Source organism: Yokenella regensburgei (assembly GCF_003634235.1).
Lineage (GTDB): Bacteria > Pseudomonadota > Gammaproteobacteria > Enterobacterales > Enterobacteriaceae > Yokenella > Yokenella regensburgei.
Map to the genome: position 1 here is coordinate 1,452,674 of NZ_RBIZ01000003.1, position 15,625 is coordinate 1,468,298.

At 57.3% G+C, this 15,625-nt stretch carries 18 protein-coding genes; 10 read left to right on the forward strand and 8 right to left on the reverse strand.

From position 1 onward, the window contains the following. The first annotated feature begins 1 nt into the window (after nt 1). Together caiD and caiE are read left to right on the forward strand one after the other, a co-directional pair. Nucleotides 2-787 (forward strand): crotonobetainyl-CoA hydratase, encoded by a 786-nt coding sequence (caiD, locus tag C7387_RS07110; protein WP_120816388.1) that lies wholly within the window; start codon nt 2-4, stop codon nt 785-787. A 17-nt stretch (nt 788-804) separates the two neighbouring features. Then, a complete protein-coding gene (caiE, locus tag C7387_RS07115; RefSeq protein ID WP_120816389.1) occupies nt 805-1,401 on the forward strand; it encodes a carnitine operon protein CaiE in 597 nt (198 codons plus the stop codon). 46 nt (nt 1,402-1,447) lie between these two features. Here caiE and caiF read toward each other — a convergent pair whose 3' ends face one another. From caiF to pspA, 7 genes are all read right to left on the reverse strand, one after another. Continuing rightward, the gene (gene caiF / locus C7387_RS07120; protein WP_006819748.1) at nt 1,448-1,840 is read right to left on the reverse strand and encodes a carnitine metabolism transcriptional regulator CaiF; all 393 of its coding nucleotides are present in this window, start codon (nt 1,838-1,840) and stop codon (nt 1,448-1,450) included. Between the two features lie 231 nt (nt 1,841-2,071). Further along, on the reverse strand, nt 2,072-3,121 hold the full coding sequence (locus C7387_RS07125) for a YcjF family protein (protein ID WP_006819747.1): 1,050 nt from the start codon (nt 3,119-3,121) through the stop codon (nt 2,072-2,074). Then, the gene (locus C7387_RS07130) at nt 3,118-4,515 is read right to left on the reverse strand and encodes a YcjX family GTP-binding protein (protein ID WP_038257891.1); all 1,398 of its coding nucleotides are present in this window, start codon (nt 4,513-4,515) and stop codon (nt 3,118-3,120) included. Before C7387_RS07130 ends, C7387_RS07125 begins: the two co-directional genes overlap by 4 nt. A 128-nt stretch (nt 4,516-4,643) precedes the next feature. Further along, complete coding sequence (gene pspD, locus C7387_RS07135) at nt 4,644-4,874, reverse strand: phage shock protein PspD (protein WP_006819745.1); 231 nt, start codon at nt 4,872-4,874, stop codon at nt 4,644-4,646. A 29-nt stretch (nt 4,875-4,903) separates the two neighbouring features. Next, nucleotides 4,904-5,263, reverse strand: a complete 360-nt coding sequence (gene pspC, locus C7387_RS07140; RefSeq protein ID WP_038257855.1) for an envelope stress response membrane protein PspC — start codon at nt 5,261-5,263, stop codon at nt 4,904-4,906. Nucleotides 5,264-5,265: 2 nt separating this feature from the next. Beyond that, nucleotides 5,266-5,487 (reverse strand): envelope stress response membrane protein PspB, encoded by a 222-nt coding sequence (gene pspB / locus C7387_RS07145; protein WP_006819743.1) that lies wholly within the window; start codon nt 5,485-5,487, stop codon nt 5,266-5,268. Between the two features lie 61 nt (nt 5,488-5,548). Continuing rightward, nucleotides 5,549-6,214 carry a phage shock protein PspA gene (gene pspA, locus C7387_RS07150; protein ID WP_006819742.1) on the reverse strand — a complete coding sequence of 222 codons (666 nt, stop codon included), beginning with the start codon at nt 6,212-6,214 and terminating at the stop codon, nt 5,549-5,551. A 152-nt stretch (nt 6,215-6,366) separates the two neighbouring features. Between pspA and pspF the strand changes: the two genes are divergently transcribed. The 6 genes from pspF to sapF all read left to right on the forward strand — a co-directional run bounded on the left by pspF (nt 6,367) and on the right by sapF (nt 12,751). After that, nucleotides 6,367-7,353 (forward strand): phage shock protein operon transcriptional activator, encoded by a 987-nt coding sequence (gene pspF / locus C7387_RS07155; RefSeq protein WP_166791160.1) that lies wholly within the window; start codon nt 6,367-6,369, stop codon nt 7,351-7,353. A 103-nt stretch (nt 7,354-7,456) separates the two neighbouring features. Then, nucleotides 7,457-9,112 (forward strand): ABC transporter substrate-binding protein SapA, encoded by a 1,656-nt coding sequence (gene sapA / locus C7387_RS07160; protein ID WP_006819739.1) that lies wholly within the window; start codon nt 7,457-7,459, stop codon nt 9,110-9,112. Beyond that, nucleotides 9,109-10,074, forward strand: a complete 966-nt coding sequence (gene sapB, locus C7387_RS07165) for a putrescine export ABC transporter permease SapB (RefSeq protein ID WP_006819738.1) — start codon at nt 9,109-9,111, stop codon at nt 10,072-10,074. The genes sapA and sapB overlap by 4 nt, the downstream gene beginning before the upstream one ends. Further along, a complete protein-coding gene (gene sapC / locus C7387_RS07170; RefSeq protein ID WP_006819737.1) occupies nt 10,061-10,951 on the forward strand; it encodes a putrescine export ABC transporter permease SapC in 891 nt (296 codons plus the stop codon). The genes sapB and sapC overlap by 14 nt, the downstream gene beginning before the upstream one ends. Then, complete coding sequence (gene sapD, locus C7387_RS07175; protein ID WP_006819736.1) at nt 10,951-11,943, forward strand: putrescine export ABC transporter ATP-binding protein SapD; 993 nt, start codon at nt 10,951-10,953, stop codon at nt 11,941-11,943. The genes sapC and sapD overlap by 1 nt, the downstream gene beginning before the upstream one ends. 1 nt (nt 11,944) lies before the next feature. Further along, nucleotides 11,945-12,751 carry a putrescine export ABC transporter ATP-binding protein SapF gene (gene sapF / locus C7387_RS07180; RefSeq protein ID WP_006819735.1) on the forward strand — a complete coding sequence of 269 codons (807 nt, stop codon included), beginning with the start codon at nt 11,945-11,947 and terminating at the stop codon, nt 12,749-12,751. Here the strand turns inward: sapF and C7387_RS07185 are convergent. Beyond that, nucleotides 12,748-13,428 carry a DUF1275 family protein gene (locus C7387_RS07185; RefSeq protein WP_134436951.1) on the reverse strand — a complete coding sequence of 227 codons (681 nt, stop codon included), beginning with the start codon at nt 13,426-13,428 and terminating at the stop codon, nt 12,748-12,750. The two genes, sapF and C7387_RS07185, sit on opposite strands and share 4 nt — an antisense overlap. A gap of 257 nt (nt 13,429-13,685) precedes the next feature. Between C7387_RS07185 and fabI the strand changes: the two genes are divergently transcribed. Next, nucleotides 13,686-14,474, forward strand: a complete 789-nt coding sequence (gene fabI / locus C7387_RS07190) for an enoyl-ACP reductase FabI (protein WP_006819733.1) — start codon at nt 13,686-13,688, stop codon at nt 14,472-14,474. Between the two features lie 194 nt (nt 14,475-14,668). Then, nucleotides 14,669-15,595, forward strand: coding sequence for a CMD domain-containing protein (locus C7387_RS07195; protein WP_120816391.1), 927 nt, complete (start codon nt 14,669-14,671; stop codon nt 15,593-15,595). Nucleotides 15,596-15,625 lie beyond the last annotated feature (30 nt).

A 15,625-nucleotide genomic window follows, 5' to 3' on the forward strand; every position in this document is an offset into this window, starting at 1 on the left:
TATGAGCGAATCATTACATCTGACCCGCAACAGCGGCATTCTGGAAATCGTGCTCGACAGGCCAAAAGCTAACGCGATAGATGCCAGAACCAGCATGGAGATGGGCGAAGTTTTTCTGCAGTTCCGGGATGATCCTGCTCTGCGCGTCGCCATTATTACCGGCGCGGGGGAGCGTTTTTTCTCCGCGGGCTGGGATTTAAAATCGGCCGCCGGAGGCGAGGCGCCCGACGCCGATTTCGGTCCCGGCGGTTTTGCTGGCCTCACCGAAATTTTCACTCTCGATAAACCGGTGATTGCCGCCGTGAACGGCTATGCCTTCGGCGGTGGCTTTGAGCTGGCGCTGGCCGCCGACATGATTGTGTGCAGCGACACCGCAAGCTTTGCCCTGCCGGAGGCAAGCCTTGGCATCGTCCCTGACAGCGGCGGCATACTACGGCTGCCTAAAATCCTGCCCCCGGCTATCGTCAATGACATGGTGATGACCGGGCGGCGCATGGACGCAGAAGAAGCGCTGCGCTGGGGGATAGTCAATCGTGTGGTCAGCGCCGGTGAGCTGATGGCGTGTGCCCGCCAGCTTGCCGCTGATATCGTCAACAGCGCCCCGCTGGCGGTGGCGGCGCTAAAAGAGATTGGCCGCGCTACCGCAGAACTCTCCGTTGAGGAAGGCTACCGGCTGATGCGCAGCGGCGCGCTCAGGCACTATCCGGCGGTGCTGCACTCTGCGGACGCAACGGAAGGCCCGCTGGCCTTTGCCGAGAAACGCGCACCGCGCTGGCAGGGACGTTAATCCAAAGGAGTCATTTCGTGAGCTACTATGCGTTTGAAGGCCTGGTGCCGGTCGTTCACCCCAGCGCCTGGGTTCACCCATCCGCAGTCTTGATTGGCGATGTCATCATCGGTGCCGGGGTTTACATTGGGCCACATGCGTCGCTGCGGGGTGACTACGGGCGGCTTATCGTCGAAGCTGGAGCGAATATCCAGGATGGCTGCATTATGCACGGCTATTGTGACACCGATACCGTGGTGCAGGAGTGCGGGCATATCGGCCACGGCGCGGTATTGCACGGCTGTATCATCGGACGGGAAGCTCTGGTTGGTATGAACAGCGTGGTGATGGACGGCGCGCAGATTGGCGCCGGGAGTATTGTCGCGGCGATGAGCTTCGTTAAAGCGGGTTTTTCAGGGGCTCCCGGACAGCTGCTGGTGGGGTCTCCCGCCCGCTATCTGCGGGATGTCTCCGACGACGAGTTGCACTGGAAGCGCCTGAACACCCGTGAGTACCAGAATCTCGTCGGGCGCTGTCGCCACGGGTTACGAGAAACGACACCGCTTGCTGAGGCAGAACCCCATCGCCCACGGCTGCGCGGCACGACAGCGGTGCAACCAAAGCACCTGCGCTAACAAAAAAACAGGCGCCAGGCGCCTGTTTCTCCTTCCAGCCCGCCGTTTAACGACGCTGGGTTTTGGACAGCATCCACTGCCACTTTTGCTCCCGGTTGAGTTCACCCGGCGGTACAGCACTGCCCGGCGTACCAGAACATAGCGTACTTTTCACCGACGCCGGAGACTTAAGACGGTCGTACAACAGTTTGCTTATTCCATTCACGCGCACCAACCGCTGGCACTGACATCCCCGGCCTTCCAGCTGGTTAGGGATCGTTTTGGTTTCACATTCTATCTCCCCCACTTCGGCAAGAATGTAGGAGACGGTATTAATGGCTTTACAGTGGTCAATCTCGAATTGCCGGGCGATTTCTTTGGCGGTGACCCAGCGATTTTCCGCCATCACCCAGTCAGCGATTAACAAATAAAGCGGTTTATCGACATCTTTTTCGTGCATACCCACTCCCTGTATTTCAAGCTAATGATTCTGTGGTGGTAAACGGGTCACCAGATAAATTACCCGCATAATATGAATGGTTATTTAGGGGTAATATAAAACAGAAAAAACAGGGAGGGTAAGCAAAACGGCGGGCTCATTGTTCAATATCAAAATCGCGCAGCGTCATCCGCTGAGCGCCCTTTCCCTGTCGACCAGGGAAAGGGGTAAAACAGGAAGGGAATACGCCTGTCAGGACGGTTTCTTACTCACGGTTGCTTTCAACTGACCGACGATCTCCCGGCGGAAATCGCCGAGCTTCGGTTTGTCATTATCTATCCACGGCAGCGGGCGGCAGAGCTCCATTGCTTTAATGCCGAGACGCGCGGTCAGCAGCCCCGCCCCAATGCCCTGCGCAGCGCGGGCGGAAAGACGCGCCGCCAGATCCTGCGACATCCAGTCCATCCCAATTTCACGCACCAGTTCGCTGGCTCCCGCAAAGGCGATATTGAGCAGCACCAGGCGGAACAGGCGCAGGCGGCTGTAGTAGCCCAGCTCAATGCCGTACAGCGTGGCGATACGATTGATGAGACGCAGGTTACGCCAGGCGATGAACGCCATATCTACCAGCGCCAGCGGGCTGACGGCGATCATCAGCGCCGATTCCGCCGCCGAACGACTGATTTCACGTCGCGCCTGGGCGTCCAGCACCGGCTGGACCAGATGGGCGTACAGGCTCACCACTTCCCTGTCGTTTTGCGTTTCGTGGATGGCGGCATACCAGCGCTGCAGCGCCGGATGCGACTGGTCAATTCCCGCCTGTTGAGCAAGCTTTTCGCAGAACGCCCGGCCTTTACCGGTGCCATGGCTGTGCATCAGGTCGCGGGCTTCATCGCGCTCTTCCGCGCGCTGGCGCAGACGCCACAGACGGCGCCATTCCGTTGCGACGGAACCTACCCCGGCGCCGATGATCAGCGCCCCGGCGGCACAGCCCCCCAGCGCCACCCAGTCGTTCGTCTGCCAGGCGTTAACCGTCCACTGAACGCCCTGAGCAACCACGCTGATACCGAACAGCCCCAGCCCGGCGGTGACCATCCGCCGCCACAGGCTGCGCTTCGGACGTAGCGCGGCCTCAACCACCGCCTCGGCGGCGCCCTCTTCCGGCAACGCCTCTTCGCTGAGCGCCGGAGCAAAAGTTTCAGCCTGTTCAGCGGCAAAGGTCTGCGCCGTTTTAAACTGCTCGTGCTTTTCCACATCCAGCGGACCGGCGAAATCGATCCGCGGTTTTAACGGTTCGTTCATCGCAATTTATCTCCAAGCAAAAACTCCAGCGCCGCATCAACGCGAATATGCGGCAGCGGTTTATCGACATCCATGACCTGCGGGCGGAAGTTCTCAAACTGGAAGCCCTGCGTTTCCCAGAACGCCTGGCCGGGCAGACGCGCCGGGACTTCACCCGGGTATACCGTTAGCGGCTGGCCGTCGCTCAGGCGATGACCGCGCAGCGCCGGGATCTTCTCGCCGTTCACTTCAATCAGCCCGCTTTGCGTCGCCTGCACCGAGGCAAGCCCCAGGCAGTCCATCGCAATCCCTTCAAATGCCGCGTTCTGCCATGCATCCTGAATCAGCTGCTGGAGCAACGACACCATGTTGGCATGCTGATCGACGGTGACGTGATCGGCTTTGGTCGCGGCAAACAGCAGCTTATCGATAACCGGGGAAAACAGGCGGCGGAACAGCGTGCGCTGCCCGTAGTGAAAACTTTGCATCAGCTGCGTCAGCGCGAGCCGCATATCGTTAAACGCCTGCGGGCCGCTGTTCAGCGGTTGCAGACAGTCCACCAGCACAATCTGGCGGTCAAAACGCAGGAAGTGGTTGCGATAAAACCCTTTCACCACTTTCTCGCAGTAGTAATTAAAGCGTTCGCGCAGCATCCCGGCGTTGGTGTGTTTATCAGCCTGAGCCAGCTTCGCTTCACCCACCGCATCCACATCCGGCCACGGGAAGAACTGCAGCGCCGGGGCTCCGGCCATGTCGCCCGGCAGCACGAAGCGCCCGGGCTGAATGAAGTGCATGCCCTGCTGTTTACAGGTATGCAGGTAGTCGGTCCACGCGGCAGAGATTTCCGCCAGCCGGTTTTCATCGGCAGGTGCCAGCGGATCCAGACCCTCGCAGAGTTTGCGCCACTGCGCCGACCATTCGCCACGCTGCCCCTGCAGCAGCCCGACCATCTGCCGCGACCAGCTCAGGTAATCCTGCGCCAGCATCGGCAGGTCGAGCAGCCATTCACCGGGGTAGTCGACGATTTCCAGATACAGCGTTGAGGTGTCTTTGAAATGACGCAGCAGCGAATCGTTGGAGCGAAAACGCAACGCCAGACGGATCTCGCTCACGCCACGGGTCGGCGTCGGCCACACGGGTGGCGTGCCGTACAGTTGGGCAATCCCTTCGTCATAAGTAAAACGCGGGATGCCAAAATCGCGCTGCGGGACGCGCTTCACGCCGAGCAGACGCTCTTCCCTTACCGCGCTCAGCAGCGGCAAACGTGCCCCACCGTGTACGTTCAGCAGTTGATTAACCATTGCGGTGATAAACGCGGTTTTGCCGCTGCGGCTCAGCCCGGTCACCGCCAGTCGCAGGTGACGGTCTACCCCACGGTTCACCAGCGCGTTTAATTCGGATTTCAGTCGCTTCATCGCCATCCTGTTATGCCTGAAGGAGTTTGTAGGTTGATTTTAATAGAGATATGACATGGGGACGAGCAAGGAAGATGTAAAGGGTGAAATAAAAGTCGGCGGCACAGCCCTCGCTGTGCCGCGGCGCGTTACTTCATCGCGCGGTTCATCCCACGGGAAACTCGGCGGGCCAGTCGGGCCAGCAGCGGCTCAAGCGCCACCGCGAGCAGCATTTTCACCGGCCGACGAGCGACCGATTTCACCGCCCAGCCAGCGATACCCGCCGGGCCGTAGCGTAATGCGCCCAGCAGTACCAGCTTACCGGCAAGTTTCAGCCCCGGTTTCACTTTTTGTCCTGCCTGTTGCCATTTGTTGTTCATGACTCGCCTCGTGTTAGTAACACCGTGGTTTATAGCTGACGGAAGCGGCTACGCAACGTGAAGGTATCCGACGTGACATAGCGTTCCATATTACGCAGACGTTGCTCACCGGCGGCAAGCTCGGCGTCTACGGCATCCAGCAGTTCACCGCTGGATGGAATTCTTTCGCCGTGCAGCTCGCTGTCCGGCATCGGGTCGAGGGCGAAAGTCAGAATGATGTATGCCGCTACTACAAACAGGAACAGACCAAAGATCATCGCCAACACGGTAATAATGCGCACCAGCTTGACCGGCACGTCCAGATAGTGGGCAATCCCGGCGCAGACGCCTTTGACCATACCCTGCTGCGGGATACGCCACAGCTTTTTGTTCAGATCCAGTCCAGCCATTATTATTCTCTCCAGTTCGGATGCTCGGCATCAAGAATCGCTTCCAGCGACTGAATGCGCTCGCCCATCCGTTTTGCGTCGTCAGTCAGCTGCAGTAATCGCTGCTGGTCGCTCTGCGACAATCCACCCTGCTTTGAGCGGTTGTTGTAGTGCAGCCACAGCCAGACCGGCAGGACGAATAGCACGAACAGCGTCAGCGGTATGGCAAGAAAAAGCGCGCTCATATGTACTCCTTACAGATGATGGTCTGGCGACGCGAAACGTCGCGTCGCCAACGTATTATTATTAATTATCCTGCTTCATTTTGGCTTTCAGCTCTGCCAGCTGCGCGCTGATTTCATCATCCGCTTTCAGCTCCGCAAACTGTTGGTCCAGATTCTTCTGTTTGCCAAAGTTGTGGCTTTCCGCTTCCGCTTCCATCTGATCGATACGGCGCTCGAAGGATTCAAAACGCGCCATGGCTTCGTCGAGCTTGCCGCTGTCCAGCTGACGACGAACGTCACGGGATGAACTTGCCGCCTGGTGGCGCAGCGTCAGCGCCTGCTGGCGAGCGCGCGTTTCATTCAGCTTGTTCTCAAGCTCACCAATCTCTTTTTTCATGCGCGCCAGAGTGTCATCCACCAGCGTCACTTCATGCTCAAGCGTCGCGATAACGTCGGTCAGCTTCTGTTTTTCAATCAGCGCAGCACGCGCCAGATCGTCTTTCTCTTTACGCAGCGCCAGTTCGGCTTTCTCCTGCCATTCGGCCTGCTGGAGCGTCGCCTGCTCAATGCGGCGGGACAGCTGTTTTTTCTCTGCCAGCGCACGGGCGGAGGTAGAGCGAACTTCAACCAGCGTGTCTTCCATTTCCTGAATCATCAGGCGCACCAGCTTCTGCGGATCTTCCGCTTTCTCCAGCAGCGAGTTGATGTTGGCGTTCACGATGTCGGCAAAACGAGAAAAGATACCCATAATTTAAATCCTCACAGTTCTGATATCGGGCGGTGCCCTGCTGAATTCTTAATGCAGACATCGTGCCAACTTTTTATCTTATTGATTTTCAATGAACTGATTGCAATTCATACATCAGAGAACTACAGTAATCTGGCGAATCACACCAACAAGTGGTCAATTTCATCATGATGGAACACAAAGATAACCTGCTCGGCGAAGCCAACAGTTTTATTGAGGTGCTGGAACAGGTCTCGCGCCTGGCGCCGCTGGATAAACCGGTGCTGATTATCGGCGAGCGAGGCACCGGTAAAGAGCTGATTGCCAACCGCCTGCACTTTCTCTCGTCACGCTGGGACGGGCCATTTATTTCGCTCAACTGCGCGGCGCTGAATGAGAATTTGCTGGATTCTGAGCTCTTTGGCCACGAGGCCGGTGCCTTTACCGGGGCGCAAAAACGTCACCCTGGCCGCTTTGAGCGCGCCGACGGCGGTACGCTGTTTCTTGATGAGCTGGCCACGGCACCGATGCTGGTGCAGGAAAAACTGCTGCGCGTCATTGAATACGGGGAGCTCGAGCGCGTGGGCGGCAGCCAGCCGCTGCAGGTTAACGTGCGCCTGGTGTGCGCCACCAACGCTGACCTGCCAAAGATGGTGAGCGCTGGCACCTTCCGCGCCGACCTGCTCGACAGGCTGGCCTTCGACGTGGTGCAACTCCCGCCGCTGCGCGAGCGACAAAGCGACATCATGCTATTGGCGGAAACCTTTGCCATTCAGATGTGCCGCGAGCTGAAGCTGCCGCTGTTCCCGGGTTTCACCGATCACGCCCACGCCACCCTGCTCGGCTACCGCTGGCCGGGAAATATCCGTGAGCTGAAAAACGTGGTCGAGCGTTCGGTTTATCGTCACGGCACCAGCGAGTTTCCACTGGATACGATTATCCTCGACCCGTTTCATCGCCCCGCTACCGCTGCCGCGACGCCTGAAGCACCGCCGGGTCAGTCGTTACCCATCGATTTACGCGAGTTCCAGCATCAGCAGGAAAAAACGCTGCTGGAGCAGAGCCTGCAGGAAGCAAAGTTTAATCAGAAGCGCGCTGCTGAATTACTGGGGCTGACCTATCATCAGCTGCGGGCGTTACTGAAAAAACATCAGCTTTAAACCGCGACCACTGGCGACTTTTGCGCCAGTTAGTCGCAACATTTGTACCTGGCGCCCCTAAGTGCGATACACTTTGCAGATCAGCCTAAAATGCAAAGAAATTATGCGACTAAAATTGTCATCCCTGCTGGCAACGGCCGGATTACTGTGTGGTCAGGTTTTCGCCGCCCCCGCCCCCGTGGCGCAGGAGCCCGCACGTGCCGACATCCGCGACAGCGGCTTTGTCTACTGCGTGAATGGTCAGGTCAATACCTTCAACCCGCAGAAGGTGAGCAGCGGCCTTATCGTCGATACGCTGGCGGCGCAGCTCTACGACCGCCTGCTGGATGTCGACCCGTATACCTACCGTCTGGTACCCGAACTGGCAGAGAGCTGGGAAGTGCTCGACAACGGCGCGACCTACCGTTTCCATCTACGTAACAACGTGCAGTTCCAGACCACCGCGTGGTTTAAACCCACCCGGGCGCTGAACGCCGATGATATCGTCTTTACTTTCCAGCGCATTTTCGACCGCAATCATCCGTGGCATTACGTTAACGGCGACAATTTCCCCTACTTCGACAGCCTGCAATTTTCTGACAGCGTGCAGAGCGTACGCAAAATTGACAGCCACACCGTCGAGTTCCGTTTAAAGAATCCGGATGCCTCCTTCCTCTGGCACCTGGCAACCCACTATGCCTCGGTCATGTCCGCCGAATACGCACTGAAGCTGAGCCAGGAAGGCAGCCAGGAGCTGCTCGACCGCCAGCCGGTCGGCACCGGGCCGTATCAGTTGAATGAGTATCGCGCCGGACAGTACATTCGTCTCCAGCGCCATGATGCGTTCTGGCGCGGCAAACCGCTGATGCCACAGGTGGTGGTAGATTTAGGATCCGGGGGTACCGGTCGTTTATCTAAACTGCTGACCGGTGAGTGCGATGTGCTGGCCTGGCCCGCCGCCAGCCAGTTAACCATTCTGCGTGACGATCCACGTCTGCGCCTGACCCTGCGTCCGGGGATGAACATCGCTTATCTGGCCTTCAATACCGACAAGCCGCCGCTGAATAACCCGGCGGTACGGCATGCGCTGGCGCTGTCCATCAATAACCAGCGTCTGATGCAGTCCATCTACTACGGTACGGCAGAAACCGCCGCCTCGATTTTGCCACGCGCGTCGTGGGCTTACGATAATGAGGCTAAAATTACCGAATACAACCCGGAGAAATCCCGGGCCGAGCTTAAAGCGCTGGGGCTTGAGAACATGACGCTGCGCCTGTGGGTGCCGACCAGTTCTCAGGCGTGGAACCCCAGCCCGCTGAAAACCGCTGAGCTTATCCAGGCCGATATGGCACAGGTGGGGGTGAAGGTGGTGATAGTTCCGGTAGAAGGCCGTTTCCAGGAGGCGCGATTGATGGACATGAACCACGATCTGACCCTCACCGGCTGGGCCACCGACAGTAACGATCCCGACAGCTTCTTCCGCCCGCTGCTGAGCTGCGCGGCAATTGGCTCACAGACTAACTTCGCCCACTGGTGCAACCGCGAGTTTGACAGCGTGCTGCAAAAGGCGCTGATCTCACAGCAGCTGGCATCGCGCATCGATGCCTACGACGAAGCGCAGCAGATCCTCGCCCGTGACCTGCCGGTGCTGCCGCTGGCGTCATCGCTGCGCCTGCAGGCCTACCGCTATGATATCAAAGGCCTGGTGCTGAGCCCGTTCGGTAACGCCTCGTTTGCCGGCGTCTCAAGGGAAAAAGAAAAAGAGGTGAAAAAACCATGATCATCTTTACCCTGCGCCGCCTGCTGTTGCTGCTGGTTACGCTCTTTTTCCTGACCTTTATCGGCTTTAGCCTGAACTATTTCACCCCGCATGCCCCGCTGCAGGGCGCATCATTGTGGAACGCATGGCTGTTCTGGTTCGACGGCGTACTGCACTGGGACTTTGGCGTCTCGAGCATCAACGGCCAGTTGATTTCCGAGCAGCTAAAAGAAGTCTTCCCAGCCACCATGGAGCTGTGCGTTCTGGCGTTTGGATTTGCGCTGCTGGTCGGGATCCCGGTTGGGATGCTGGCCGGGATCACCCGCGACAAATGGCAGGACAACATTATTAGCGCCATGGCGCTGATGGGCTTTTCGATTCCGGTCTTCTGGCTGGCATTGCTGCTGACCCTCTTCTTCTCATTAACGCTGGGCTGGTTCCCGGTCTCCGGGCGCTTTGATTTACTCTATGAAGTGAAAAACGTCACCGGATTCGCCCTGATTGATGCCTGGCTTTCAGATTCGCCGTGGCGCGATGAGATGATCATGAGTGCCCTGCGCCACATGGTGCTGCCGGTGCTGACGCTGGCCGTGGCTCCGACAACGGAAGTGATTCGTCTGATGCGCATCAGCACCATTGATGTCTACGATTCAAACTACGTGAAGGCCGCCACCACGCGCGGCGTGTCGCGCCTGACCATTTTACGCCGTCATGTGCTGCATAACGCGCTGCCGCCGGTGATCCCGCGTCTGGGTCTGCAATTCTCCACCATGCTGACCCTGGCGATGATCACCGAAGTGGTCTTTAGCTGGCCGGGGCTCGGCCGCTGGCTGATTAACGCCATTCGCCAACAGGATTACGCGGCCATCTCTGCCGGTGTAATGCTTATTGGCTCACTGGTGATTATTGTGAACGTGCTCTCCGACGTGCTGGGCGCCATGGCAAATCCGCTGAAACATAAGGAATGGTATGCCTTACGATAGCGTCTATTTAGAGAAGCGCCCGCCTGGCGCGCTGCGCACCGTGTGGCGTAAATTCTATGGCGACACCACGGCGATGATCGGCCTGTACGGCTGCGCAGGCCTGGCGCTGCTGTGCATTTTTGGCAGCTGGTTTGCCCCTTACGGCATTGATCAGCAGTTCCTTGGCTATCAGCTGATGCCGCCGTCATGGTCGCGCTACGGGGAAGTTTCATTCTTCCTCGGTACTGACGATCTGGGCCGTGACGTGCTAAGCCGTCTGCTGAGCGGTGCCGCGCCTACCGTCGGCGGTGCCTTCGTGGTCACCCTCGCGGCCACCCTCTTCGGCTTGCTGCTGGGTGTGCTTGCCGGCTCTACTCACGGCCTGCGCTCGGCGGTGCTGAACCATATTCTCGATACCCTGTTGTCCATCCCGACGCTGCTGCTGGCGATTATCGTTGTCGCCTTTGCCGGGCCGCACCTGACGCACGCGATGTTTGCCGTCTGGCTGGCGCTGCTGCCGCGCATGGTGCGCTCCGTCTACAGCATGGTGCACGACGAACTGGAAAAAGAGTACGTGGTAGCCACCCGTCTTGACGGTGCCTCAACGCTGAATATTTTGTGGTTTGCGGTCCTGCCGAACATCGCCTCCGGACTGATTACCGAGGTCACCCGCGCGCTGTCGATGGCTATCCTCGATATCGCCGCACTGGGTTTCCTCGACCTCGGCGCTCAGCTCCCCTCGCCGGAATGGGGCGCGATGCTCGGCGATGCGCTGGAGCTTATCTACGTTGCACCGTGGACGGTCATGCTGCCAGGTGCTGCGATTATGATTAGCGTTCTGCTGGTGAACCTGCTCGGTGACGGCATCCGCCGCGCGATTATTGCGGGGGTGCAATAATGCCGTTACTTGATATCCGCAACCTGACCATTGAATTTAAAGCCGGAGACAGCTGGGTTAAAGCCGTCGACCGCGTCAGCATGACGCTTGCTGAAGGCGAGATCCGCGGCCTGGTCGGTGAATCTGGTTCCGGTAAAAGCCTCATCGCTAAAGCGATTTGCGGGGTGACCAAGGACAACTGGCGCGTTACCGCCGACCGTATGCGCTTCGACGATATCGATCTGCTGCGCCTGTCGCCGCGCGAGCGTCGTAAGCTCGTTGGCCACAACGTCTCGATGATTTTCCAGGAGCCGCAGAGCTGTCTTGACCCTTCCGAACGCATTGGCCGTCAGCTGATGCAGAACATTCCCGGCTGGACGTTCAAAGGCCGCTGGTGGCAGCGCGTGGGCTGGCGCAAACGCCGCGCCATTGAGCTTTTGCACCGTGTGGGCATTAAAGATCACAAAGACGCGATGCGCAGCTTCCCTTACGAGCTCACCGACGGTGAATGCCAGAAGGTGATGATTGCCATTGCGCTGGCTAACCAGCCGCGCCTGCTGATTGCCGATGAGCCCACTAACGCCATGGAGCCAACGACTCAGGCGCAGATTTTCCGTTTGCTGACGCGGCTTAATCAGAACAACAACACCACCATTCTGCTGATTAGCCACGACCTGCAAATGTTGAGCCAGTGGGCCGATAAGGTGAACGTGATGTACTGCGGGCAAACGGTGGAAACAGCGCTCAGCGAAGAGCTGATCACCATGCCGCACCATCCGTATACCCAGGCGCTGATCCGCGCCATTCCGGATTTCGGCAGCGCGATGCCGCACAAAAGCCGCCTGAATACGCTGCCGGGCGCTATTCCACTGCTTGAGCAGTTACCGATTGGCTGCCGCCTGGGGCCACGCTGCCCGTATGCGCAGCGCGAATGTATTGAGACACCGCGCCTGAAAGGGGCGAAGAATCATCTCTACGCCTGCCACTTCCCGTTAAACATGGAGAGAGAGTGAAATGGCCGAGTCGCTACTGGAAGTCCATAACCTCAGTAAGACCTTCCGCTATCGCACGGGTCTCTTTCATCGCCAGACGGTTGAAGCGGTCAAACCGCTGAGTTTTACCCTGCGTGAAAAACAGACGCTGGCAATCATTGGTGAAAACGGTTCAGGGAAATCGACGCTCGCCAAAATGCTGGCCGGGATGATTGAACCCACCACCGGCGAGCTGCTGATTGACGATCATCCCCTGCACTTCGGCGATTACTCGTTTCGTAGCCAGCGCATTCGCATGATTTTTCAGGATCCGTCGACGTCGCTAAACCCGCGTCAACGTATTTCGCAGATTCTGGATTTCCCGCTACGCCTTAACACGGATCTCGATGCCGAAGACCGCCAGAAACAAATCGTGGAAACGCTGCGTATGGTAGGTTTGCTGCCCGATCACGCGAGCTACTACCCGCATATGCTGGCGCCGGGACAGAAACAGCGTCTGGGCCTGGCGCGTGCGCTGATCCTGCGCCCGCAGGTCATTGTCTGCGACGAAGCGCTGGCGGCGCTGGATATGTCGATGCGCTCGCAGTTAGTCAATCTGATGCTGGAGTTGCAGGAAAAACAGGGGATCTCCTACATCTATGTGACTCAGCATCTGGGTATGATGAAGCACATTAGCGATCAGGTGCTGGTGATGCATCAGGGTGAAGTGGTTGAACGCGGTAGCACCGCCGATGTGCTGGCCTCTCCCCTTCACGACCTGACCAAGCGCCTGATTGCCGGTCATTTTGGCGAAGCGTTAACCGCCGATGCCTGGCGCAAAGATCGCTAGCCCGTCAGTTTATTGACCTGCCGCTGCTGGCACACATTGTGTAACGCCAGCAGCGCGCAGGGCAGTAATAGCGCCAGAAAATCAAACCACTGCGACGCCAGTGCCATCACCGCCACGCCCAGAATAAAACTGGCGTGTACTTTCATATAGTGCTTCAGCGCGTCTTTGTCGGCCTTTCCCGACCATAGTGCCAGGAGATTTCCCACCATATTGACGTAATTCCCGGTCATCAGAACGGTACCCGTTTGCAGGCTATGGTTGTGGCTGATGACATAATTTTGCAGATACACCGGGATCATCCCCAGACAGGCAATCGAAAACGCAATCCAGCCGTCCGCGGCTAATAACTGATTCCGCAAGGCGTAACTTCCGAGGCAGGCGTAAACCAGGATAATGATGGCTTCGAGGTTGATATAAGCGTAATTCGAGAGTCCCTGCCGCAGGCGATACCGCTCGTGGATAAGCTTGAACAGAAACACGAAGATAATAAAGAAGCCCACCAGATAGAGATGGAAGCCGATGTGGATACCGCTGTCGGGATTCAGGAGCCCAATAACGCCATACATGGTGTTAAAGGTCATAAGCCCGAGTAGCGTATGGAATAACAAGAGGAAGCTGATGCAGTCCATGCATCCCCCAACAAAACACAACGTATAAACCACTGAATGTTGTTTCACTATGCCCCTCAATACTGTTCATCCCTTAGAGCAGTAAAGACGAAACCGCAATAACGTCAACTCTTTTTGCCGCGCTGGTTGGATGAGGCGAAGCCTGGTCGGGATGATATACTTTGCAGATTCTGGAAAATTAAGTGACACACGAAGCAGCGCGTGGGCTATAATTTCCAGCTAATTTCGAATGACTTTGAAATTTTGCCTTTAACTGCTTGATACTAAAGGCAAAGAATAAGTAATGACTATAAGGATTACATGCTATGGGTTTTCTTTCCGGTAAGCGCATTCTGGTCACTGGCGTAGCCAGTAAACTGTCCATCGCCTACGGTATCGCTCAGGCGATGCATCGCGAAGGCGCAGAACTGGCCTTCACCTATCAGAACGACAAACTGAAAGGCCGCGTAGAAGAATTTGCAGCTCAGCTGGATTCCAGCATTGTGCTGGAATGTGATGTTGCGAAAGACGAAAGCATCGACGCAATGTTCGGTGAGCTGGCAAAAACCTGGCCGAAATTTGACGGTTTCGTGCACTCCATCGGTTTCGCACCGGGCGATCAGCTGGACGGCGACTATGTGAACGCTGTTACCCGTGAAGGCTTCAAAATCGCTCACGACATCAGCTCCTATAGCTTTGTGGCGATGGCGAAAGCCTGCCGCGAAATGCTGAACCCGAACGCCGCCCTGCTGACCCTGTCCTACCTGGGTGCAGAGCGCGCTATCCCGAACTACAACGTGATGGGTCTGGCGAAAGCCTCCCTGGAAGCTAACGTGCGCTACATGGCTAACGCCATGGGCCCGGAAGGCGTTCGTGTTAACGGTATCTCTGCAGGCCCGATCCGCACCCTGGCGGCATCCGGTATCAAAGATTTCCGTAAAATGCTGGCACACTGCGAAGCGGTTACCCCGATCCGTCGCACCGTGACCATCGAAGACGTGGGCAACACTGCAGCATTCCTGTGCTCTGACCTCTCCGGCGGCATCTCCGGCGAAATCGTTCACGTTGATGGCGGTTTCAACATCGCAGCAATGAACGAACTGGAAATTAAATAATTTCCCGAACCCTCTTCACGCTGTGAAGAGGGTCTCTCCTTTCCCCTCCCTTCGCGTTATTCCGTTCTGCTATTTGTTATCACCGAACAATATTTTCTCCTTTTGCCCCCATAAGCCAGGATATTCATTCATAAACGATCCGGCGAAGTGGCCTTTTTGCGTCTGGATCGCCACTTTCAGATCAAGGAATGCCCATGGAGCAGCGCCGCGTTAACGGCAAAAGCCAGTGGTATCATGAAACCCAGTCCCGCTCGAATCCTTTGGAGGTGCTTCCTCTGGTGCCGGAAGCCGCCCACGTCGATTGTCGGTTTTTGTTGGATCTCTGTGTACCCGATTCGCTTCTTACCGCCTGCGACGTCTGGCTACAGCCGGCCAGAGCGTTATGCGATACGTTATTCCCCGAGGGGGTGACGGTCACGCGTCTGCAAACCTTCAGCGCCTATGACCGTTTGAGCACCGCGCTCACCGTCGCTCAGGTTTTTGGCGTGCAGCGTTTGTGCAACCATTACGCAGCGCGATTAACCCCGCTGCCGGGGCCGGATTCGTCGCGCGAAAGCAACCGCCGCCTGGCACAAATCACCCAGTATGCGCGCCAGCTCTCCGGCACACCGTCCGTGATTGACGACAGCGCGTACGCGCAGCTTGATGAGGTTGGGCTGACGGCGTTCGATATTGTGCTTATTAATCAGATTATCGGCTTTGTTGGTTTCCAGGCGCGAGTACTGGCCGTGCTGCAGTCGCAGCTCGGCTCTCCTGTCCGCTGGCTCCCCGGCATGCCTGCCCTTGAAGATGCGATAAATACGCCCGCCAGCCTTCACAACCTGACGGAACTGACGCCGCAGCTGGTTTATGAGCCGGTCGTACTGACGCAGCTCACCGCCCTGGCGTCGTCGTTACAGGAGCGTGTTCCTGATATTCATGGTGTAAATATTACCGATGCCGGAATTAAAGAGAGCGCGAACGAAGTCATCCGACTGGGAGCGTTGGGCTACGCGAGTCATGAGGTCGTTAGCCTTCTCGCCTGGAGTGGATTACAGAGCTGGTTAAACCGTTTAAAAATAGCCCTGAGAAATGTAGAGGATCCGGGGGCAAAGCCGAAAGAACGCTTGCTGAGGCAGTGAGAATCGCGTAAAACAGTCAGCTGCTATTTG

Coding starts and splice junctions, on each gene's coding strand:
- caiD (WP_120816388.1), top strand. CDS start 2: ATGAGCGAATCATTACATCTGACCCGCAACAGCGGCATTCTGGAAATC.
- caiF (WP_006819748.1), bottom strand. CDS start 1,840: ATGCACGAAAAAGATGTCGATAAACCGCTTTATTTGTTAATCGCTGAC.
- C7387_RS07125 (WP_006819747.1), bottom strand. CDS start 3,121: ATGAACGAACCGTTAAAACCGCGGATCGATTTCGCCGGTCCGCTGGAT.
- C7387_RS07130 (WP_038257891.1), bottom strand. CDS start 4,515: ATGAAGCGACTGAAATCCGAATTAAACGCGCTGGTGAACCGTGGGGTA.
- pspD (WP_006819745.1), bottom strand. CDS start 4,874: ATGAACAACAAATGGCAACAGGCAGGACAAAAAGTGAAACCGGGGCTG.
- pspC (WP_038257855.1), bottom strand. CDS start 5,263: ATGGCTGGACTGGATCTGAACAAAAAGCTGTGGCGTATCCCGCAGCAG.
- pspB (WP_006819743.1), bottom strand. CDS start 5,487: ATGAGCGCGCTTTTTCTTGCCATACCGCTGACGCTGTTCGTGCTATTC.
- pspA (WP_006819742.1), bottom strand. CDS start 6,214: ATGGGTATCTTTTCTCGTTTTGCCGACATCGTGAACGCCAACATCAAC.
- sapA (WP_006819739.1), top strand. CDS start 7,457: ATGCGACTAAAATTGTCATCCCTGCTGGCAACGGCCGGATTACTGTGT.
- sapB (WP_006819738.1), top strand. CDS start 9,109: ATGATCATCTTTACCCTGCGCCGCCTGCTGTTGCTGCTGGTTACGCTC.
- sapC (WP_006819737.1), top strand. CDS start 10,061: ATGCCTTACGATAGCGTCTATTTAGAGAAGCGCCCGCCTGGCGCGCTG.
- sapD (WP_006819736.1), top strand. CDS start 10,951: ATGCCGTTACTTGATATCCGCAACCTGACCATTGAATTTAAAGCCGGA.
- sapF (WP_006819735.1), top strand. CDS start 11,945: ATGGCCGAGTCGCTACTGGAAGTCCATAACCTCAGTAAGACCTTCCGC.
- fabI (WP_006819733.1), top strand. CDS start 13,686: ATGGGTTTTCTTTCCGGTAAGCGCATTCTGGTCACTGGCGTAGCCAGT.
- C7387_RS07195 (WP_120816391.1), top strand. CDS start 14,669: ATGGAGCAGCGCCGCGTTAACGGCAAAAGCCAGTGGTATCATGAAACC.